General features: G+C 66.1%; 19 protein-coding genes and 1 pseudogene. 19 read left to right on the top strand and 1 reads right to left on the bottom strand.

Annotated features, from left to right (window positions below; genetic code table 11):
* Positions 1–14: 14 nt before the first annotated feature.
* The 12 genes and pseudogenes from EWH10_RS17685 to EWH10_RS17740 all read left to right on the top strand — a co-directional run bounded on the left by EWH10_RS17685 (position 15) and on the right by EWH10_RS17740 (position 13,848).
* Positions 15–4,214 carry a strawberry notch-like NTP hydrolase domain-containing protein gene (locus EWH10_RS17685; RefSeq protein WP_188453294.1) on the top strand — a complete coding sequence of 1,400 codons (4,200 nt, stop codon included), beginning with the start codon at positions 15–17 and terminating at the stop codon, positions 4,212–4,214.
* Between the two features lie 111 nt (positions 4,215–4,325).
* Positions 4,326–6,338 (top strand): ParB/RepB/Spo0J family partition protein, encoded by a 2,013-nt coding sequence (locus EWH10_RS17690; RefSeq protein WP_130030117.1) that lies wholly within the window; start codon positions 4,326–4,328, stop codon positions 6,336–6,338.
* A gap of 92 nt (positions 6,339–6,430) precedes the next feature.
* A complete protein-coding gene (locus EWH10_RS17695; RefSeq protein WP_130030118.1) occupies positions 6,431–7,354 on the top strand; it encodes an ArdC family protein in 924 nt (307 codons plus the stop codon).
* A gap of 52 nt (positions 7,355–7,406) precedes the next feature.
* Complete coding sequence (locus EWH10_RS17700; protein WP_013849891.1) at positions 7,407–7,745, top strand: ArsR/SmtB family transcription factor; 339 nt, start codon at positions 7,407–7,409, stop codon at positions 7,743–7,745.
* Between the two features lie 12 nt (positions 7,746–7,757).
* A pseudogene (locus EWH10_RS17705) lies at positions 7,758–8,294 on the top strand (arsenate reductase ArsC).
* Positions 8,291–8,731 carry an arsenate reductase (glutaredoxin) gene (gene arsC, locus EWH10_RS17710; protein WP_130030119.1) on the top strand — a complete coding sequence of 147 codons (441 nt, stop codon included), beginning with the start codon at positions 8,291–8,293 and terminating at the stop codon, positions 8,729–8,731. The pseudogene EWH10_RS17705 and the gene arsC overlap by 4 nt, the downstream one beginning before the upstream one ends.
* The gene (gene arsB / locus EWH10_RS17715; RefSeq protein ID WP_130030120.1) at positions 8,728–9,795 is read left to right on the top strand and encodes an ACR3 family arsenite efflux transporter; all 1,068 of its coding nucleotides are present in this window, start codon (positions 8,728–8,730) and stop codon (positions 9,793–9,795) included. Before arsC ends, arsB begins: the two co-directional genes overlap by 4 nt.
* Positions 9,792–10,223, top strand: a complete 432-nt coding sequence (arsN2, locus tag EWH10_RS17720; RefSeq protein ID WP_130030121.1) for an arsenic resistance N-acetyltransferase ArsN2 — start codon at positions 9,792–9,794, stop codon at positions 10,221–10,223. Before arsB ends, arsN2 begins: the two co-directional genes overlap by 4 nt.
* Positions 10,223–10,963: an arsenical resistance protein ArsH gene (gene arsH / locus EWH10_RS17725; protein WP_130030122.1), complete on the top strand. Its 741-nt coding sequence runs from the start codon at positions 10,223–10,225 to the stop codon at positions 10,961–10,963. The genes arsN2 and arsH overlap by 1 nt, the downstream gene beginning before the upstream one ends.
* A 347-nt stretch (positions 10,964–11,310) precedes the next feature.
* Positions 11,311–12,252 carry a DUF2493 domain-containing protein gene (locus EWH10_RS17730; RefSeq protein ID WP_021224341.1) on the top strand — a complete coding sequence of 314 codons (942 nt, stop codon included), beginning with the start codon at positions 11,311–11,313 and terminating at the stop codon, positions 12,250–12,252.
* Positions 12,253–12,370: 118 nt separating this feature from the next.
* Positions 12,371–13,033 carry a hypothetical protein gene (locus tag EWH10_RS17735; RefSeq protein ID WP_229742698.1) on the top strand — a complete coding sequence of 221 codons (663 nt, stop codon included), beginning with the start codon at positions 12,371–12,373 and terminating at the stop codon, positions 13,031–13,033.
* Positions 13,034–13,440: 407 nt separating this feature from the next.
* Positions 13,441–13,848, top strand: coding sequence for a single-stranded DNA-binding protein (locus EWH10_RS17740; protein ID WP_130030124.1), 408 nt, complete (start codon positions 13,441–13,443; stop codon positions 13,846–13,848).
* Between the two features lie 75 nt (positions 13,849–13,923).
* Here the strand turns inward: EWH10_RS17740 and EWH10_RS17745 are convergent, their stop codons facing one another.
* Positions 13,924–14,358 carry a thermonuclease family protein gene (locus tag EWH10_RS17745; protein ID WP_130030125.1) on the bottom strand — a complete coding sequence of 145 codons (435 nt, stop codon included), beginning with the start codon at positions 14,356–14,358 and terminating at the stop codon, positions 13,924–13,926.
* A gap of 305 nt (positions 14,359–14,663) precedes the next feature.
* Between EWH10_RS17745 and EWH10_RS17750 the strand changes: the two genes are divergently transcribed.
* The 7 genes from EWH10_RS17750 to EWH10_RS17775 all read left to right on the top strand — a co-directional run bounded on the left by EWH10_RS17750 (position 14,664) and on the right by EWH10_RS17775 (position 18,689).
* On the top strand, positions 14,664–14,828 hold the full coding sequence (locus EWH10_RS17750) for a hypothetical protein (RefSeq protein WP_013849896.1): 165 nt from the start codon (positions 14,664–14,666) through the stop codon (positions 14,826–14,828).
* Positions 14,829–14,935: 107 nt separating this feature from the next.
* The gene (locus EWH10_RS17755; protein WP_021224345.1) at positions 14,936–15,457 is read left to right on the top strand and encodes a hypothetical protein; all 522 of its coding nucleotides are present in this window, start codon (positions 14,936–14,938) and stop codon (positions 15,455–15,457) included.
* Positions 15,458–15,705: 248 nt separating this feature from the next.
* Entirely contained in the window at positions 15,706–15,897 is a 192-nt protein-coding gene (locus tag EWH10_RS17760; RefSeq protein ID WP_229742696.1) for a hypothetical protein, read from the top strand.
* 307 nt (positions 15,898–16,204) lie between these two features.
* A complete protein-coding gene (locus EWH10_RS17765; RefSeq protein WP_031297230.1) occupies positions 16,205–16,597 on the top strand; it encodes a DUF3768 domain-containing protein in 393 nt (130 codons plus the stop codon).
* Positions 16,598–16,788: 191 nt separating this feature from the next.
* The gene (locus EWH10_RS21815) at positions 16,789–16,965 is read left to right on the top strand and encodes a hypothetical protein (RefSeq protein WP_013039042.1); all 177 of its coding nucleotides are present in this window, start codon (positions 16,789–16,791) and stop codon (positions 16,963–16,965) included.
* 12 nt (positions 16,966–16,977) lie between these two features.
* Positions 16,978–17,742 (top strand): ParA family protein, encoded by a 765-nt coding sequence (locus EWH10_RS17770; protein WP_021224349.1) that lies wholly within the window; start codon positions 16,978–16,980, stop codon positions 17,740–17,742.
* Positions 17,742–18,689, top strand: coding sequence for a ParB/RepB/Spo0J family partition protein (locus tag EWH10_RS17775; protein ID WP_021224350.1), 948 nt, complete (start codon positions 17,742–17,744; stop codon positions 18,687–18,689). Before EWH10_RS17770 ends, EWH10_RS17775 begins: the two co-directional genes overlap by 1 nt.
* Positions 18,690–18,789 lie beyond the last annotated feature (100 nt).

Genomic DNA, 18,789 nt, shown 5'->3' on the forward strand with positions numbered 1-18,789 from the left:
CCTGGAGATGCCCCATGGCCACACACCCCCTCGCGCTCACGCTGCCGCTCGATGATCCCGCCCGTACCGCTGCTCAAGGCATAGCCGACCGGCTGTCCGAAGGATGTCCGGTTGCACGTAACGACCTCCTTGCCGAAATGACCTCCGCTTTCGGTGGCTCGAGCGCCGATGGCCTGTGGTCATTGCGCGACGCCTACGATGTGCTCGAACTCGCGCAGGTCCTCCATCTGAAGAACGCGACGCTCCCGGCAGATGCGAATGCGCGGCTCGCCCAGCGGATCGCTATGACGGCGGCGCTTCCCACGCAAAGCGTGCGTAGCGAAACGCAGATCGCGTTCCAGCAATTCTCGACACCGGCGCCGATCGGCTTCCTTGCCGCCAAGGCAGCCGCGATCACGGCACACGATATCGTGCTCGAGCCCTCGGCCGGGACCGGCCTCCTGGCCGTACACGCCCATCTCGCCGGCGCGCGCCTCCTTCTCAATGATATCGATGCCTGGCGCACGCGTTTGCTGCGTCACGCCTTTCCCGAAGGCAGGCTGAGCACGCATGATGGCGAACTGATCGACGATATGCTCGATCCGCAACTGGTGCCGAGCGTCGTGCTCCTCAATCCGCCCTTCTCGCGAAGCCAGGGGCGCGCGCGCGATCGCCATGCCGCGCTTCGCCATTTGCGCTCCGCGCTGTTGCGGCTTGCTCCAGGCGGGCGCTGCGCCGTTATTCTCCCCGACCGCATCGAGACGGAGGACGCGGATTGGCTGCACGCCACTGCGGGCGCGCATGCCCGGCTGCATCTCGACCTGCCGCCCGATGCCTATGCCAAGCACGGCACCGGCCAGGCAGTCCAGCTCATACTCCTCGAAAAGGACGGGGCAGGGGGCTCGGTCCCGCGCCAGACCTGCACGACGCTCGGCGCTGCGCTTGCGGCCATCGATGCGATGGCGACCCCATGCGCGCCGCAGCCGCAGCCGATCTCCCGCCCCAGCGGATTGTTCCGGGGCCTCACGCGGCGGACCCGCCCCGTCTGCTCGCGTGCGGCGGTGACCCTGCCCACGACCCGCGCGGTCGCCTATCACCGTCTCGACGCGCCCGCACCCGCGGGCGAACCGCAAGGGATTTACCTGCCCTATCGGCCGAGCCGTCTGCTGATTGCCGATGCTCGTGAGCACCCAAGCGCGCTGGTCGAATCGCAGGCAATGGGATCGATTGCCGCACCCCCGGTCGCTTATGAACCCGTGCTGCCGGCCAGGATCCTGGACGACGGCCTGCTCTCGGACGCGCAGCTCGAAACGCTGATCTACGCTGGCGCGGCGTTCGAGCGCGATCTTCCCGGGCGGTTCATATCCAGCGAGGAGGGTCTTTCGCTGTCGCCGGCAGAGGCCGGTAACGCCTATCGGACCGGCTTTTTCCTTGGCGATGGCACGGGCGCCGGCAAGGGGCGGCAGGTGGCAGGCGTCATCCTCGACCAGTGGTTGCGTGGCAACCGCCGCCACCTCTGGATATCCAAGAGCGAGACGCTGGTCGAAGACGCTCGCCGGGACTGGTCGGCGCTTGGCGGCTTGCCGCTCGACATCCAGCATCTCAACCAGTGGAAGCTCGGCACCCCGATCGCGCTGGGCGATGGGATCCTCTTCCTGACCTATGCCACCCTGCGCTCCAACCGCGGCGACAGGGGCACGCGGCTGCGCCAGCTGATCGAATGGATGGGTGAGGATTTCAGCGGCGTCATCGTTTTCGACGAGGCGCATGAAATGGCCGGGGTGGCCGGCGGCGAGGGCCGGTTCGGCGCCACGAAAGGGTCCGAGCAGGGCATTGCCGGCGTCCGCCTGCAAAATCTCGCTCCGCGCGCCCGGATTCTCTACGCCTCGGCGACGGGCGCCTCGGATGTCAACAATCTTGCCTATGCGACACGCCTCGGATTGTGGGGACCGCAGACGGCCTTCGCCGACCGGCGGGCCTTCGTGGAATCCCTGCGCCGAGGCGGCATCGCGGCGATGGAGTTGATCGCCCGCGACCTCAAAGCGCAGGGCCTCTATGCCGCGCGGGCGCTCAGCTTCGCCGGCGTCGAATATGACATCCTCGAGCATCGGCTCAGCGAAGAACAGATCGCCGTCTACAATGCCTATGCCGATGCCTGGGCGATCATTCACAACAATCTGCAGGCCGCGCTCGCCGCCACGCGCGTCACCGACGGCTTCAGCGGTGCCACCTATAATAGCGGCGCGAAGGCCGCGGCATTGTCGATCTTCGAATCGACCAAGCAACGCTTCTTCGGCCAGATCCTGCTGTCGATGAAGCTGCCCTCGCTGATCCCGGCGATCGCCGCCGATCTCGCGCGCGGCGACTGCGCCGTCGTCCAGCTCGTGTCGACCTCGGAAGCGATGCTCGATCGTGCCCTTGCCGACCTGTCCCCCGAGGAGCGCGCCTGGCTCGATATCGAGCTGTCCCCGCGCGAATTCCTGGTCGATTATCTGACCGCGGCCTTTCCCGTGCGCCAGATGCGCACCTATACCGACGATAGCGGCACGGTGCGCTCGGAACCGATGATCGACGAGGCCGGGCAGCCCGTGCTGTGCCGGGAAGCGATGGCCATGCGCGACCAGCTCCTCGAGCAACTCTGTGCGCTGCCGGTCGTCGGCTCGGCGCTCGATCACATAATCGGGCATTTCGGGACGGAGGCTGTGGCCGAGGTGACGGGCCGCAGCCGGCGGATCGTCGTCGATGCCGACGGCCGTCAGCGGATCGAACGGCGCAGCGCGCGCACGAACCTCGCGGAGACCGACATCTTCATGCGCGGCGAAAAGCGCATCCTGATCTTCTCCGACGCCGGCGGCACGGGGCGGAGTTACCACGCCAGCCTCGACGCGCCCAATCAGAGCCGCCGCATTCACTATCTCCTCGAGCCCGGTTGGCGCGCGGACGCGGCGATCCAGGGGCTGGGCCGCACGCACCGCACCCACCAAGCCTGCCCGCCCTTGTTTCGGCCCGTTTCCACCGATTGCCGTGGCGAACGGCGGTTCATCTCGACCATCGCCCGGCGCCTCGACAGCCTGGGCGCGCTGACCCGTGGCCAACGCCAGACCGGCGGGCAGGGACTTTTCGACCCCCGCGACAATCTGGAGTCCGACTTCGCGCGGGAATCGCTCGACCAGTGGTTTCGCCTGCTGTTCCAGGCAAAACTCCAATCGGTCCACTTCGATCAGTTCCAGGCGCTCACCGGTTTGAACCTGGCCGGGGAGGGCGGGGGGCTCACCGAGACCTTGCCCACGATCCAGCGGTGGTTGAACCGCATCCTGGCGCTGCGCATCGACCTGCAGAACGCGATCTTCGACGAATATCTCGGCTTGATCGAAGCACGGGTGGAAAAGGCACGCGAGGCCGGCACCCTCGATCTTGGCGTCGAAACGATCGCGGCCGACCGTATTTCGATCCTCGACCGGACGGTGATCCGGCGCGATCCCGTGAGCGGCGCCGAAACCGAGATCCTGCGTATCGAAACCGAGGAGCGATATCGGCCGCTGACCCTGGAGCGAGCGCATTGGCTTCTGGCCGACCCGGAAGCGCGCGGGTTGATCAACCCGCGTTCCGGCAAGGCCGCCATTTGCCGGCCGACCTTCTCGCTGACGGACGAAGAGGGGCGGACCGTGCGCCGCTATGAGCTGGTGCGGCCGACGCGCACCGAACGGCACCGGCAGGACCTCTTCGCCGAAACCCATTGGACCGACGTGGACCGGGCGAGCTTCGACGAAGCCTGGCAGGCCGAATGCGACGCAATGGCGGCGCAGACGCGCACGCAGATCATCTATCTGGTCACTGGCCTGCTGCTTCCGGTGTGGGGCAAGCTGCCCGACGATCATGTCCAGGTCTGGCGGCTGACGAGCGATGACGGCCAGTCGCTTCTCGGGCGTCTTATTCCGGCGCCGCTGGTTGAGCGGATTGCCAGCGCATTCGGCATCGCGGCCCATGTCGAGATCGACCTCGGCGCGCGGGTCGAGCACGTCCGCACCTCGGGCGAGATCATGCCGATCGGAGCGCTGCGGCTGAAGCGCGCCTTGGTCGCCGGCGATCAACGCCTCGAATTGCTGGACTGGAAGCCCGAGGCGCTGCCGCATCTCAAGGCGGCGGGCTGCTTCACCGAGATCATCCAGCACCGCACGCGGCTGTTCGTTCCCCCGAGCCGCGCCCTCGAGATCCTCGCCAGGATCACGGACTGACCCGCGGCCGCGCCAAGCGACCGAAGAGAGGGGAGGGGGCCTTCGGCCGGGTGGGCCTGAGTGGCTCAAGCCGGCCGACGAGGTCGGCGCAACCCTCGAAGGAGACAACCGATGATCCAGTCCGTGAAGGTCAAGAACCTCTCGCTCTCGAAGGACAATGTCCGCAAATCCAATCGCGATGCCGACCTCGACAGCCTCGCCGACAATATCGCCGCGCATGGCCTGTTGCAGAATCTCGTGGTCACGCCGCTCAAGAAGGCAGGACATTTCACCGTCAAGGCGGGTGGCCGCCGCTTGCGGGCGCTCCAGCGGCTGATCGATTCAGGTCGGCTTGCCGGGGACCATGAGGTTCAGGTGCTGGTGCTCGAGGATGATGCTGGATCGGCCGAAGCGAGCCTTGCCGAGAATTTCCACCGCGTCGCGATGAACCCGGCGGATGAGTGCTCGGCTTTCAAGCACTTCCTCGACAAGGGCGCGAGTGCCGAGGATGTGGCGAAACGTTTCGGCGTCACGACCCGCTTCGTTGAGCAGCGGGTACGGCTTGCCGAACTGGCTCCTCTCGTATTCGCGGCGCTGGCGGCGGGCGAGATCACGCTGGGGGTCGCCCAGGCTTATGCCGTCACGCCCGACGTCGATCGCCAGGCGCGCGTGTTCGAGAGCATGAGCCGGTCCTATTATGGCGACAATCCCGACAATATCCGCCGTGCGCTCCTCAACGGAACGGTCAAGGCGACCGACGCCAAGGCACGGTTCGTCGGCCGCGAGGCCTATGTCGGCGCGGGCGGCCGGATCGAGCGCGACCTGTTCGGTGAAGATGTGGACGAGAGCTGGATCGACGTGGAGCTCATCGAGCAGCTGGCCGCCCAGAAGCTTGAAGCGGCCGCGGAAGCGCTCGCTGCCGAACAGAAGCTGGCGTTCGTGACGCCGGTTCTCGCGACGCATGTGCCCTATGATACGGAGTGCCAGCTCCACGAATATCATCCGCCGCTGCGCGAATTGAGTGAGGACGAGCAGGAGCGCGTCGATAGTCTCTCGGATGAGGGCGACGCGCTCATCCGCGAACTTGAGACCGAACTCGAGGACGGCACGCCCGAGGCCGAGGCGGCTTCGGCGCGTCTCGCCGACATCGAGCGGGAACTCGATACGATCGAGGCGTCGCGCACTATGGTCGACGATGCGATCAAGGACCAGCTGGGCACCTTCATCTATCTGGCGCCCGATGGCAGTCCGCGGGTGCACAGCCGCATGTTCAGTGAGCGCGCCATTCGGCAGGCGGGCGAGGACGCAGAACCCGAAGCACCGTCCGGCAAGGTCGCGGCCTCCCGGCTCAGCGCGACGCTGGTTGACGAACTCGCGACCCAGCGCCGGCAGATCCTGGCGGCCCATGTCGCCTCGGATGCCGGGTTCGCGCTCGATCTCACGATATTCCTGATGGCGCACCGGACGGTGTTCGCCAGCAGCTATGTCCGGGACCACGCGACGCTGCAGGCGGCCGCCGCGAGCTTCCCGATCGCCAGCTTCCGCGATGAAGGCAGCGCGGCGAGCAATGTCCTGACCGAACAGCGCCAGGCGCTCGATGTGAGCTGGGCAGGCGGGAACACGCTGTCGTCGCGTTTCGATGCCTTCCGGCAACTGGATGAACAGGCGCGCGCCGATTGGCTCGCCCATGTCATGGCGCAGACGCTGGAGCCGACACTCAACGTCGACGATGGCGGGCGCCGCAACGGCTTCCACGATCATCTCGGACGGCTGCTCGACATTGATGTCGCGCAATGGTGGCGGCCCGATGCCCAGAACTTTTTCGGGCGGGTGAAGAAGGACGTCATGCTCGAAGCGCTCGACGAGATCGGCGGGCCGGTGCTGCGCGGCCGATACAAGGACGCCAAGAAGGGTGACCTTGCCAATGCCTGCGCTGCGCTCTGTTCGGGGCAGGGCATCGTCGAGGCCGAAGTCCGGGAAAAGGCGCTCTCCTGGCTGCCCGACGAGATGCGGTTCGGCGCGATCGAAAAGCCCGAAAGCTTCCGGAGCTATTCCGCTTTCCTCAGCGATGAAGACGACAGCGACGGCGGGGCAGGGGAGATCGCCCCCGATGGCGATGCTGGCGACTTCGAACAGGCCGCCTGAGGCGAACGCCTAACGGCGGGCGGCGCTTTCGTGTCGCCCGCCGCCCTTCATTGGCGGCGCTGAGACAGCCGCTCTTTCGCGGAGTATCCACCATGACCCAATCATCGGGCCGGCCTTCGCCGGCCGAGACCATCACGCGCGCCATCATCGACCGGCTCGAGGCCGGTGTGCGTCCCTGGGTACGGCCCTGGCGATCATGCGCCGCGCAAGGGCGCCCGCTGCGCGCCAATGGCGAGCCCTATCGCGGCATGAACACCTTTTGGCTATGGCTGGCCGCCGAGCAGTGCGGCTATCGGTCTCGCTACTGGATGACCTATCGGCAAGCACAAAGCCTCGGCGGGCAGGTCCGTGCCGGTGAGCAGTCGCAATTTGCGATCTTCTACAAAGCCTATTCGAAGAAGGTCGATTCATACGAACGTCCGGGTGAGCTCGTCGATGAGCAGCGCCGGGTCATGCGGTCCTATGCGGTCTTCAATGCCGATCAGATCGATACACTGCCGGGCGATTTCTATCCCGAAGCCCTCTCCCTCGTCCCGCCGGGCGACCGCCTCGGTCCGCGGGCGGCGCGCTTCGTCGATCGGCTGCCCGCGCGGCTGCGCAGCGGCGGCGATCGTGCTTATTACGATCTGCGCGCGGACGTCATCACCATGCCGCCGATCGAGCAGTTCGACACGCGCGCCGCCTGGGCAGCCACCATCGCGCATGAGGCCGGCCACTGGACAGGGCATCCAACCCGTCTCGCTCGATCGTTTGGGAAGCGCTTCGGCGATCACGCTTACGCTTTCGAGGAGTTGGTCGCCGAACTGACAGCAGCGCTGGTTGGCGCCGATGTGGGTCTCCCAACCACCCATCTCGACGATCACGCGGCTTATATCGGATCCTGGCTCGCCATTTTGCGCAAGGATAATCGCGCATTGCTGACGGCGGCTGCGCGAGCGGAGGAAGCCGCCGGATTTCTGCTGCGGGCAACCGATCTCGCTTGCGAGGATGATCTGGACGAGCAGGCGGCTGCTTGATCTCTCCATGTCGCCGATTGCACCATATCCATATATCCGCTATCGTGGATATATGGATAACGAATCTGTCATCGTCGCGTTGGGCGCGCTTGCCCAAGCCACGCGCCTCGACGCCTTCCGCCTTCTGGTGCGTCACGAACCCGAAGGCCTTCCCGCCGGCGAGGTCGCCAAGGCGCTGGATGTCCCGCAGAACACGATGTCGGTGCATTTGGCGACCCTGGCGCGTGCCGGCCTGGTCACATCCGAGCGGCGTAGCCGGATCATCAACTACCGCGCCGATCTCGATGCGCTCCGCTCCGTGATGCTGTTCCTCGTCAAGGACTGCTGTGGAGGCCGGGCCGAGCTCTGCCATCCACTTGCGGATGAACTGCTTGCCTGTCGTGCTGCCTGAAAGGACATCAACATGACGGATCGCCTGTTGAACGTACTGTTTCTTTGCACGGGCAATTCCGCCCGTTCCATCATGGCCGAGGCGATCCTCAGCCGTGAAGGGCTAGGCCGTTTCAAATCGTTCAGCGCCGGCAGCCAGCCCAAGGGCGAGGTCCATCCGTTCACCATTCATCTCTTGGAGAAGCTGAACTACGACGCAAGCCGGTTCCGCTCGAAGAGTTGGGAAGAGTTTTCCGGCCCCGATGCGCCGTCCTTGGATTTCGTGTTTACGGTCTGCGACAATGCCGCCAACGAGCTTTGCCCGGTTTGGCCGGGGTAGCCGCTGACCGCCAATTGGGGGGTGCCCGATCCGGCCGTTATCGAGGACAGCGAAACGGTGCAGCACGCGGCCTTCTTCGATACTTACAGGATGCTGTTCAACCGCATCTCGCTGTTCACCAACCTGCCGTTCGAAGGCCTCGACAAGATGAGTCTGCAGAACCGGCTGAACCGGATCGGCAAGGAACAGGGCCGCGCCGACCTCCCAAGCGAAAAGGCACCCAGCGCATGAGCAATGCCGCAATCGATATCGTCATCTATCACAATCCCGAGTGTGGGACGTCGCGCAACACGCTGGCGATGATCCGCAACGCCGGGATCGAGCCGCATGTGATCGAATATCTCAAGACGCCGCCCAACCGCCCGCGCTTGGTTTCGCTCATCGCCCGCATGGGCATCAGCGCACGCCAGTTGCTCCGCGAGAAGGGCACGCCCTTCGCCGAGCTGGGTCTTGCCGATCCGACGCTCAGCGATGACCAGCTCATTGATGCGATGATCGAGCATCCGATCCTCATCAACCGGCCAATCGTTGTGTCGCCGCTCGGCGTGAAACTCTGCCGTCCATCGGAAGAGGTGCTCGATTTTCTCCCGTCCGCCCAGCGCGGGGCTTTCACCAAGGAAGATGGCGAGCAGGTCATCGACGCCGCCGGCAAGAGGATCGGGGCGTGAACGCGACCGTCGCGGCGCGACCCAAGCCGGCGATCAACAGCTTCGAACGCTATTTGAGCGTCTGGGTGGCGCTCTGCATCGCTGTCGGCATCGCGCTTGGCTATTCGCTGCCGAATCTGTTCGCAGCCATCGCATCGGCCGAGATCGCGCGCGTGAACCTGGTCGTGGCTGTGCTGATCTGGCTGATGATCGTCCCCATGCTGCTCAAGATCGACCTCGGCGCGTTGGGGTCGGTTCGCCAACACTGGAAGGGCGTCGGTGTCACCCTCTTCATCAACTGGGCGGTGAAGCCCTTTTCAATGGCGCTGCTCGGCACGCTGTTCCTGGGATGGCTCTTCCGCCCGTTGCTGCCGCAGGGCGAGATCAACGCCTATATCGCCGGGCTCATCCTGCTCGCCGCGGCCCCCTGCACGGCGATGGTGTTCGTCTGGTCGAACCTCTGCGAGGGTGAGCCGACCTATACGCTGAGCCAGGTGGCGCTCAACGACGTGATCATGGTCTTCGCCTTCGCGCCGCTGGTCGGACTGCTGCTCGGGGTCGCCTCGATCACGGTGCCCTGGGCCACGCTGCTCATCTCGGTCCTGCTCTATATCGTCGTGCCCGTCATCGTCGCGCAGGTCATCCGTCGGGCGCTGCTATCGTCAGGCGGGCAACCGGCGCTCGATCGGCTGCTGGCGACGCTCGGGCCGCTGTCGCTGGTTGCGCTGCTGACGACGCTCGTCCTCCTGTTCGGCTTCCAAGGCCCGGCGATCCTGGCTCATCCGCTGGTCATCGCACTGATTGCCATTCCCATCCTCATCCAGGTCTACTTCAATGCGGGCCTGGCTTATTGGCTCAGCCGGCGCTTCGGCGTGGCCTGGTGCGTCGCCGCTCCGGCCGCGCTGATCGGCGCGTCCAATTTCTTCGAGCTTGCGGTTGCAGCCGCCATCAGCCTGTTCGGCCTCAATTCCGGGGCCGCGCTCGCGACTGTCGTGGGCGTCCTGGTCGAGGTGCCGGTAATGCTGTCTGTCGTCAGCATCGTGAAGAAGACGCGGCCCTGGTACGAGCAACGTGTTCCTGCATGATCGCTACACTGCTGGATCCCAGGTCGCTTTCCGACCTGATGGCGGAGCTGAGCGCGGCGGGTCTGCCTGCCAGTGATCTCGCCGAGGCGGGACGCCGCTTCTTTCGGTTCGAGGATGATGTTGGCCTTGTCGGTTATGGCGGGATCGAAGGCGACGGCTCCGACCGCCTGCTGCGCTCGCTGGTCGTGAAGGCCGATCGGCGCGGATGCGGATTGGGCGGTGCCATTCTCACTTCGGTCGAATGCGTTGCAGCTGATGAGGGCGCGACTAGCCTGTACCTGCTCACCACGACCGCCGAGCCCTTCTTTCGCCGTCACGGCTATGAAACAGCCGAACGGACCGACGTTCCTGCCGTCATCGCGCGATCGGCCGAGTTCCGATCGCTATGCCCGGCGAGCGCCGCCCTTTTGTATAAATGGATTGCCTGATGTCGCGTCTTCGTATCCTTCCCGAACCCGATCACATGCCCGCGCTGGACCGTGCAATGATCCGGCTCGATCTCGCCGCCGGGCTCGGCGCGCTCGAGCCGAAACCTCGCATCCTCCTCCTCTACGGCTCGCTGCGCGAGCGGTCGTTCAGTCGTTTCGCGGTCGAGGAAGCGGCCCGGCTGCTCATCCTCTTCGGCGCCGAAGTGCGGATCTTCGATCCGGCCGATCTCCCGCTCCCCGACCAGATCAAGGACGATGATCACCCGGCGGTGCATGAGCTTCGCGAGCATGCGCTCTGGTCCGAAGGCATGGTCTGGTGCAGCCCTGAACGGCACGGCCAGATCACCGGCATCATGAAAGCGCAGATCGACCATTTGCCGCTCGAATTCGGCGGCATGCGTCCGACCCAGGGCCGGACCCTGGCCGTCATGCAGGTTTCGGGCGGATCGCAGTCGTTCAACGCGGTCAACACGTTGCGGCTGCTCGGGCGGTGGATGCGCATGTTCACCATCCCCAACCAGTCGAGCATCGCGATGGCGTTCAAGGAGTTCGACGAGGACGGCCGTCTCAGAGCCTCAAGCTATTATGACCGGATCGTCGACGTCATGGAGGAGCTGGTGCGCTTCACGGTGCTGACACGTCGCCATGCCGATCAGCTCGTGGATCGCTATTCGGAACGCAAGGCGGCAGCCGCCAAGCGCGACGCGGCCCAAGATCTGGCCTCACGGTCGACAGCCTGACGGCCCGGTGCTTGCGATGCGACGCGCTTTCATGCCGTCCTGTGCGTATCGGGAGATCGGGTTGCGGGTGCCCTTCTTAAGGTCCTCCGCGCCATGAATGCCTGACGCGACAGGGCCTCCGCGCCTTTCGCCAGAGGATGCAGCACATGGGCCACCGCGCTGGCGGCGGCAACCCGAACGCTCCGGCCGTGTTGGCGCGCCGAGGCGCGCCTGCCCGCACCACCCGGACCTTATCGGGTTCCCCTTGGGCGTTGCCCGGCGGTGCCGCCGCCGCTTTTTCGATGGCCCGGAGGGTGCGCATCCGGCGGAAAGGCCGCCGGCCCTGCGACACGGAAAGGCAATCCCTCATGACCAGCTCCCTTTCAGCAGTGCTCCAAGCACTCGAACTCGGCCATCTCGACCTGATGGGCGACCAACGCTCGATGGAAGCGCCGCCACCGGCCGAAGCGCTCGAACAGACCGTCAGCGCCATCTGGAGCGATCTCTTCGCGCTCTTCCCCTTCACCGCGCTCGAACGCGACATCGAGGATCTGGGCTGGGGCTTCGTCAATCTCTTCCACCGCGCGGCCGCCAAGAAGCATCAGCTGATCGATCGCCTGACCGACGAGATCCGGCTCCTGCTCGCCGAGCAGGACGGGTCGGAGATCGCGACCGCCGACCTCGAGGACAAGATCGATCTCGCCCGCAAGGTCGAGCAGTCCGCCCAGGCCTATGAGGGGATGCGCGACACCGCGGCGCGTCACTATCTGCACGAGACCGGCCGCTCCTGGGTGCCCGCGACCGGCAACCGCATCTCGCTCGGCACGACCGCTGCGATCGTCGATGGCCGGGCCTATTTGCAGGCGCGGCGCGAACGGGTGCGCGATGCCAATATGGTCCATGGCACGCCCGTGGTCTTCGCCGGCGGGCGCCTTCGCTTCGCCAGCGACGACGAGGCCAAGCAGTTTGCCGACAATCTGCTGCGGACCCTCAAGGCCGTGCGCGAACGTGTGGGCGACATGTATCTCGTCCATGGCGGCGACATGAAGGGCATCGAGCGTCTTGCAGCATCCTGGGCCGAGCAGAACGGCATCCAGCAGCTGCGGTTCGGACTTGATCGCAAGCTTGGCGATCGTGCCGGCTTTCGGCGCAACGAGCAGATGCTCTCGGTCAAGCCGCGCTACGTCATCGCCTTCCAGGGCAACGGTGTCACCGAACGGCTGGTGATCGAGGCCAAGGCGCGCGGCATCCATGTCGTCGATCGCCGCGGACCGCTCGGAACGCCGCCGGCGGCTTTATCCCGCGGCTGACCGCCGTGCCGGCCGCTTCGGCGGCCGGCTTTTCTCAATCTCGCGGATTCCGGTGCCGGAGGGGAGGGGGCGGGGCGGACGCGTCCCTTGTTCCCTTTGGAGGTTCCGCATCATGTTCATGCCCGATCGCGCCAGTGCGTGCGTGCTCCTTGCATTCCGCGCTGTGCATGGCCGCCACTGGAAGGCGAAGCTGCTGTCGTTATGGTCGACGGGCCGCGATGTGGACGAAGCCGATGGCGCTCACTTACGACATCTGCGCAACCAGGCCGGTCCTTCCTGGCTCGGCCAGCTGACGCCGCGCCGCTGGCGCGCGATCGAAAGATTGGCGGCGCCCGGCGACCCGGTGCTTGCAGCGGTGTTTCTCGATCGTGCGCGCGAATTTCATCGCGGCGCGCAGATTGGCGCGCCTATTGCGCCCGCGCCGGCACTGCACTTGCTCGCGATCTCCTGCGAACTGGGTTTGAAGGCGCATCTTTTGGGTCATGGCTGGACGGACGATGCGCTGGCCCGCGATCCCCGTCATGACCTTGTCCGCGCCCTCGACGAGGCGCGGCAGCTAGGCCTGCCGGCGCCCGGTCGTCCCCTGGCCGATTTCATCAAGAACCTCGGCCCGGCCTATGCCGTGCATCGGATCGACGCGCTGGTGGCAGGTGGCTATGCCTGCGACATCGGCGCCGTGCTTTGCGAGACCACGCAGCTCCTCGATGCCGTGGCGGCCTGCCTGAGCCCAGCCATGCCAGGCGCCGCCACCTTGCCCACCTCCTCTTCCCCCTCCGCGTGATCGTGCAACGGACGTCGTGTCGAGCCCACGAGTGGCCATGCGAAGGATCTACAATCCCGTCCCGCGGCTCAAGGGACGGGCAGATAAGGCACGCGCGTAAGGTCCGCGAGATGCCGGACCGGCGAGCTCAGCAAAGCCGGCAATATCGGCGGCTTCGATGGGTGGGCTCCGGTCATGGGCCAAGCGACGCACCGTCCTTCTCCTCATCTGACCCCTAAGCCGGCCGTCCGACCCATCCAACCCGCGAGCCATCGGGCCGAGTTGCCGTGTGCCACGGCTGCCCGCACCACCCCTTGTCTCGGGGTTCCCCGGCGCTGCGCTGCCGGTGGATGGGCCGTCCTGTCCGCCTTGGCCGGGGATCAGTCGAAGGGACGGCCCCTTGGACCCACATCGAAGGAACCCAGACCATGCAGAACCTCGTCATCCTCGCCGGCAATGTCGGTGGCACGCCGGAAACCCGCACCACCCAGGGCGGCACCCGCATCACCCATTTCAGCCTCGCCACCTCGCGCCCGAAGCGCGACAGCAACGGCAAGATCCTGCGCGACGACAACAATCACCGCCTCGAGGACACCGAATGGCACCGGATCACCTGCTTCAACGGCGTCGGCAAGACGGTCGAGCAATATGTCGACAAGGGCATGAAGGTCATGGTCCGAGGCCGTATCCACTACACCCGCTGGACCGACAGCGAGAACATCGAACGCTACGGCGTCGAGATCATCGCCGACGAGGTTACCTTCCTCACTCGCGCCAAGTCGAACGAGAATAGCGGCGGCGGCAACGAGCCCGAGGACGATGAAATCCCCTTCTGAGGTCGGACAGGGCGGCCCGGCGGCATCGCCGCCGGGCCTTTTATCCTGTTCAGGCGCGGCATGATCCCAAGCGGATCAGCGGGATCGGCATCGCCCCTTGGCATAGCGCTCCCAGCGTAGCACGGTGCCGGTAGCGATCATCGCGCAGCTGAGATCGCCGATGCCGGGCGCGCTGCACCAGGCGCCGGTCCGGTTGCCCTTGGCTTCGCCGGTCGAGACGCAGCGCATGGTGGGGCCAGCCACCCGAATATGCCCGGTGGATGTCTGGCCGCGCGGTCCGCCAAGCAGGCGCACCAACGCATCGCGGGCGGCCGGGCCACTTGCTCTCGGAGAGGGCTGGCCGGGGCGGCAGCTGTTGTCGATCTCGCGCGCGGCAATGCCGGCGAGCCGCACATGGGTGCCCTCGCGGCACCAGATCGGGCCATCGCCATCCCAGACGCGCGTCGGTGTGCAGGCGAAGGTCTGACCATTGGGGACCACGGCGGCGGCAAGCAGGAGCGGGAACAGCATCCGGCGGGGCTAACCAACAAGCGGCGGCCTGTCATCCGGCCCCCGCTGGATGGAGCGGCAGGCAGGGCAAGGGGCGGGGCGCGACATCGGCGGGGACCTGGCCTCCTGGCCGGCGGGTTCGCCCGCTCTCAATCGGCGCGATCCTTGGTCCACCCGGTGCCCTTTGCGATCAACCCGCAAGGGGTCCGGTCGCTTCGCTACGGCTTTTTGGGCCTCCAGCCAAAAAAGTGATCGCGGCCACCGGCCGGACACATCGGGCGCCTGTCGAGCGGGACGAACCCGCCGGCGCGCAAAGGAGCCTCGACATGTTCACCGACATCGCAATCGCTCGCCGCCACGCCTTCAGCCTCTCGCGCAGCCTCATGGTGGTAACCTTCGTCATCGCGATCGGGCAGCATTATGGCGTCATCACCGCCGAAGACGCCGACGGCAGCGTCGCCATCGTCACCGAATTCGATCCCTTTGCCTGACGGCTCGGCCGGGAGCCGCTCGGCTCCCGGTTATTCCCCTCGCTTCGCTCGCGGCTTGCGCCGAAGATGGGAACCGATTGTTCAGATGCCGCGACTATGCTGCGATAATGACGATTGAGGCTGAGATAGCGAATGCCGGCGATGATGCCCTGTGGGCGCGCGTCACCCAGGAGGTGAACGCCTGGCGCGGTGCCTGTCTGCAATGCTTCGCCTCGGTGGAGGTGGCCGTTACCGAGACTTTGCTGCATCTGAGCGCTCACCCGGGACGAGGACAGTCGGTGAAGCTACGGCATTTGGTCGGGCAACGGCTCGATGACCTTGCTGCACTCGTCAATGAGGGCGGCCCCTTTTCCGTGGAGGGAAAGGGTGTCGCGAGCCTGCTGGCGGAATTTAGGCACCAGGAAGGGCTGCGCACGATGCTCGCCCATGGTCAGGCGAAGCTGACAGTCGAACGGACCAGTCGATGGGCCGCCATCTTTCGTGTGATCGCGATCCGGGCACGGCAGGCTGATCGTTCGACGCTCGTGATCGAAGAGAGCGAGGCGGCGGAGAGGCTTCAGCAGCTCCGTAAGGTATCGCAGAAATTGTGCTCTGCTCTTGGCAATCTGCGACGGGCGGTTGCCGTCTGAAAGTCGGATTTCTGTGCATCTATGCGCTGAGAATGGCGGCTCCGGCGCGGCCGGACCGGGCTCTAGGCTTCGCCCTGAGCCTTGTGCCAAGTCTCAGCCCATTCGGGTGACGATCCCTGCCGTGGCTGCTCGCACTTTCAACCCTGCGCGCAAACGATGGCCCGGCCGGTCGCGCCGCGCGCTGGAGGGCAGTTGGCCAGGCCCGCGCGCAGGTGCTCATCGTGCAGCAATATGTGCCAGGGACGGTCATGGCCGCGCGCCGCGAGATAATAAGCCGCGCCGTCGCAGCCGACCATGCGGCATCGGGCCTGCCGATCTATGAGGCTGGCGCCTGCTCCATGGAGCCCGATAAGGGCATCGACATCCTCGCGCATCAACCCGCCGCAGCGGCGGCATTGCGATCGGACGAGGATTTGGCGCAGCCGCATCGCCAGGAGTGACGTGGTCCAGGCCGGGGCAAGGCGGAAGAGAGTGGCGCTGCTCGTCATAATGAGCGGAGGATAGCGCCGGGCTCTCCGCGGAGCCAGAGAATCAGGACACCGCGATCATCTCTTCGCGATCCTGCCCGCCAAGACCTTCCTCCTGTCGGCTCGCCTGGCCGGCGCGCGCGCCCGTGCAAGCCCGCTCCGCGCGCTTCTCCACTGCCGTTGCGACCCTGCGGGTGCTCGGCCGCGCTCTGCCGCCGGCCCTTGGCACGCCTGTCGGAAGGCCCCGGCGGGCGGGGCCGGACAGATCAGGAGCGTTCTCATGTCCCAATCCTCCCCGAATGCGATGAGCCAGGCCGAGCGGATCGCCCGCGTCGCCGAACTCAATGACGCGCTTCGCCGGTCCATCCATAGCCCGGGCCGCAACCAGATCGTGATGACTGCGGGCGTTGCGGCGCTGATCGGCGACGTCGCCCTGTTCCGCGGCTTTCGCCGCCGCGCGGAGATCCTCCGGATCGTGCGCGACTATGACAGCTTCACGCCCGACAACGATCCGATCGGCGAGCATGATTTCGGCCGCTTCGAGTTCGAGGATGCGATCCTCTACTGGAAGATCGACTATTATGATCTCGAGCTCGCCTATGGCTCGGCGGATGCCGCGAACCCCGAGGTCACGACGCGCGTGCTCACCATCCTGCTGGCCGACGAATATTGATCTGGCGCAGCCATCCCCCCGACCGGGGGGATGGCCCGCCCAAGTCTGCTTGAGCAGACTATGCGGGCAACGGACGCCGCGTCCGCAAATGCGGGAGGGGAGGGCGCGGGTCTGAGATGCCGCGCGATTGCGCGTGGCCGGCGCCAGTGGCGCCGTTCGTTTGCCCTTCACTGGCTCCAAGGAGACTTATCATGGCCGCATATTTCGCCGCGCATCCCGATCACGCGTTTCTCTTCGCGTTCGGCTGCTTCGCCCTCACCGTCTATCTGTTCCGCTATGTCGGTCCCGGCATTGGCGGTGGCGGCGACTGGTCCTCGCGCGATCATTATGAGCGCAACCTGCGCGATGGTCCGGACGACTATTGCTGAGGTGCCGCGGTCATGAAGACGATCGTCGTCAGCCTACTCAAGGGCGGGGTCGGCAAGACCTTCATCGCCACTCATCTCGCCTGGTATCTCGCCGGACCGCCTGAGCGCCGCGTCGCCTTCGTCGATCTCGATCCCCAGGGCAGCTCGACGCGGCGCCTGGGCGCCGAGCGGCAGGGCGGGTTTTCCGCCGATCTGTTCGATCCTGCCGCTACCCTGTGCGCCGACGGGCAGGCCGGGCTGACCGTGCTCGGCGCCGATCCCCGCCTGCAGATGGTCAAGGCGGCGCAGGATGTGCGCGACTTCATCGGGCGCTTCCCGGCGCTCCGCCCGCATTTCGACTATTGCGTCATCGACACGGGGCCGAAGTGGGACGAGCTCACCTTGAGCGCGATGGCGGTGGCCGACGCCGTGATCGCGCCGGTGCAGGTGGCTGAGGATTCGGTCGAATGCGCCAAGATGCTGCTGACCGCGCTGCGCAAGGCCGAGGCCGCGCGCGCCGGTCGCAAGATCGCTTTCCTCGGGCTCCTCCCCTCGATGGTCAATCCGTTCGACCGGCGCGAGATGGAGAATGCGGTGAAGCTCGCGCATGCGGTCGGCGAGAAGCTCATGTTCCCGGCCTTCATCAAGGCGCGGCCGACCTACAAGCATGCCGCGGAAAATCATCGTCCGGTATGGCTGGAGACCGGCAGCGGCGCCAAGGCGGCGGCCGAGGAGATCCGCGCGGTGCTCGCCGAGATCGAGCGGCGCATGACAAGCCAGGAGGTCGCGGCCGCCTGATGGGCAAGTTCGACGAGCGCATCGAGGAGTTCGGACTTCTTGTCGGCGACCATGAACGGGCGCGCCGGGTCGAGGATATCGAACTTGCGTGCATCCTGCCCGACCCCGGCAATCCCCGGCGCAGCTTCGACGATGACGCGCTCGCCGAGCTGGCCGCCTCGATCGCGTCGCGCGGCGTGCTGCAGCCGATCACGGTCACGCCGCCCGACGCGAACGGCATGCACCGGATAAGTCTGGGCGAGCGCCGCTTCCGCGCATCGCAGCTGGCGGGCCTTGCCACGATCCCCGCGATCGTCGTGCCGGTCGGCGAGGGGGTGCAACTGCTGGCCGACCAGATCGTCGAGAACGACCAGCGCGCCAATCTGTCGTCGGTCGAGCTCGCCCATGCGATCGCCCGGATGCTGAAGGGCGGGATGAACCAGGTCGAGATCGCGGCGGCACTCGGCCGATCCAAGCAGTTCGTCTCGCTCTATGCCGCCTATGGCGACATGCCGGCCTATCTCAAGGCGGCCCTGCCGTTTGCGCCTATTCGCCTTCTCTATGATCTGCACCGGACGGCGAGGGACTACCCTGCCGAGGTCGAGGCATATGTCGCCAGCTGGGGCGACGCCGGCGCAACGCTCGCCGCAGGATCGCGCTTCATCGCCGAACTCAAGCAGACGCACCCGGCGCCGGTCCCTCCGCGGGCGCCTGTGGCACAGCCATTGGCCCCCACCGACCGCGATCCGGTTCGATCGGGCCTCACGGACAAACCCTCCGCGCCGATCCGATCTCCTAGACTACCGGTCTTGGTCGACGGCTTCCCTGCGTGGCTCCCGCTGGCGCCTTTGGTCACGGTGATTTTCGAGGATGGCCGCGAGCGTGAAGTCGCTGCCTCGTCGATCGGTCCGACCGGCGAGAGAAGCGAGGCCTTGCCAACAACTGACCCGCCTCCTCCGCGTTCGTAGTTTATCTTGCACGATGGTTTGGGCCGTACCCTTCGGGGTGCGGCCCTTTTCGTGTCGATGGGCGGGGGCGGCGCCGAAGGCGCCGCCCCTTGCTGCGGAC

This window comes from Sphingobium fuliginis, from assembly GCF_004152845.1.
GTDB lineage: Bacteria > Pseudomonadota > Alphaproteobacteria > Sphingomonadales > Sphingomonadaceae > Sphingobium > Sphingobium fuliginis.

Bases quoted from the DNA above. Each gene is read 5' to 3' on its own strand.
- EWH10_RS17755 (WP_021224345.1), top strand. From the start codon at position 14,936: ATGACGATTGAGGCTGAGATAGCGAATGCCGGCGATGATGCCCTGTGG.
- EWH10_RS17695 (WP_130030118.1), top strand. From the start codon at position 6,431: ATGACCCAATCATCGGGCCGGCCTTCGCCGGCCGAGACCATCACGCGC.
- EWH10_RS17765 (WP_031297230.1), top strand. From the start codon at position 16,205: ATGTCCCAATCCTCCCCGAATGCGATGAGCCAGGCCGAGCGGATCGCC.
- EWH10_RS17700 (WP_013849891.1), top strand. From the start codon at position 7,407: ATGGATAACGAATCTGTCATCGTCGCGTTGGGCGCGCTTGCCCAAGCC.
- EWH10_RS21815 (WP_013039042.1), top strand. From the start codon at position 16,789: ATGGCCGCATATTTCGCCGCGCATCCCGATCACGCGTTTCTCTTCGCG.
- arsN2 (WP_130030121.1), top strand. From the start codon at position 9,792: ATGATCGCTACACTGCTGGATCCCAGGTCGCTTTCCGACCTGATGGCG.
- arsC (WP_130030119.1), top strand. From the start codon at position 8,291: ATGAGCAATGCCGCAATCGATATCGTCATCTATCACAATCCCGAGTGT.
- EWH10_RS17735 (WP_229742698.1), top strand. From the start codon at position 12,371: ATGCCCGATCGCGCCAGTGCGTGCGTGCTCCTTGCATTCCGCGCTGTG.
- EWH10_RS17745 (WP_130030125.1), bottom strand. From the start codon at position 14,358: ATGCTGTTCCCGCTCCTGCTTGCCGCCGCCGTGGTCCCCAATGGTCAG.
- EWH10_RS17685 (WP_188453294.1), top strand. From the start codon at position 15: ATGGCCACACACCCCCTCGCGCTCACGCTGCCGCTCGATGATCCCGCC.
- EWH10_RS17770 (WP_021224349.1), top strand. From the start codon at position 16,978: ATGAAGACGATCGTCGTCAGCCTACTCAAGGGCGGGGTCGGCAAGACC.
- EWH10_RS17750 (WP_013849896.1), top strand. From the start codon at position 14,664: ATGTTCACCGACATCGCAATCGCTCGCCGCCACGCCTTCAGCCTCTCG.
- arsH (WP_130030122.1), top strand. From the start codon at position 10,223: ATGTCGCGTCTTCGTATCCTTCCCGAACCCGATCACATGCCCGCGCTG.
- EWH10_RS17740 (WP_130030124.1), top strand. From the start codon at position 13,441: ATGCAGAACCTCGTCATCCTCGCCGGCAATGTCGGTGGCACGCCGGAA.
- EWH10_RS17690 (WP_130030117.1), top strand. From the start codon at position 4,326: ATGATCCAGTCCGTGAAGGTCAAGAACCTCTCGCTCTCGAAGGACAAT.
- EWH10_RS17760 (WP_229742696.1), top strand. From the start codon at position 15,706: ATGGCCGCGCGCCGCGAGATAATAAGCCGCGCCGTCGCAGCCGACCAT.
- EWH10_RS17775 (WP_021224350.1), top strand. From the start codon at position 17,742: ATGGGCAAGTTCGACGAGCGCATCGAGGAGTTCGGACTTCTTGTCGGC.
- EWH10_RS17730 (WP_021224341.1), top strand. From the start codon at position 11,311: ATGACCAGCTCCCTTTCAGCAGTGCTCCAAGCACTCGAACTCGGCCAT.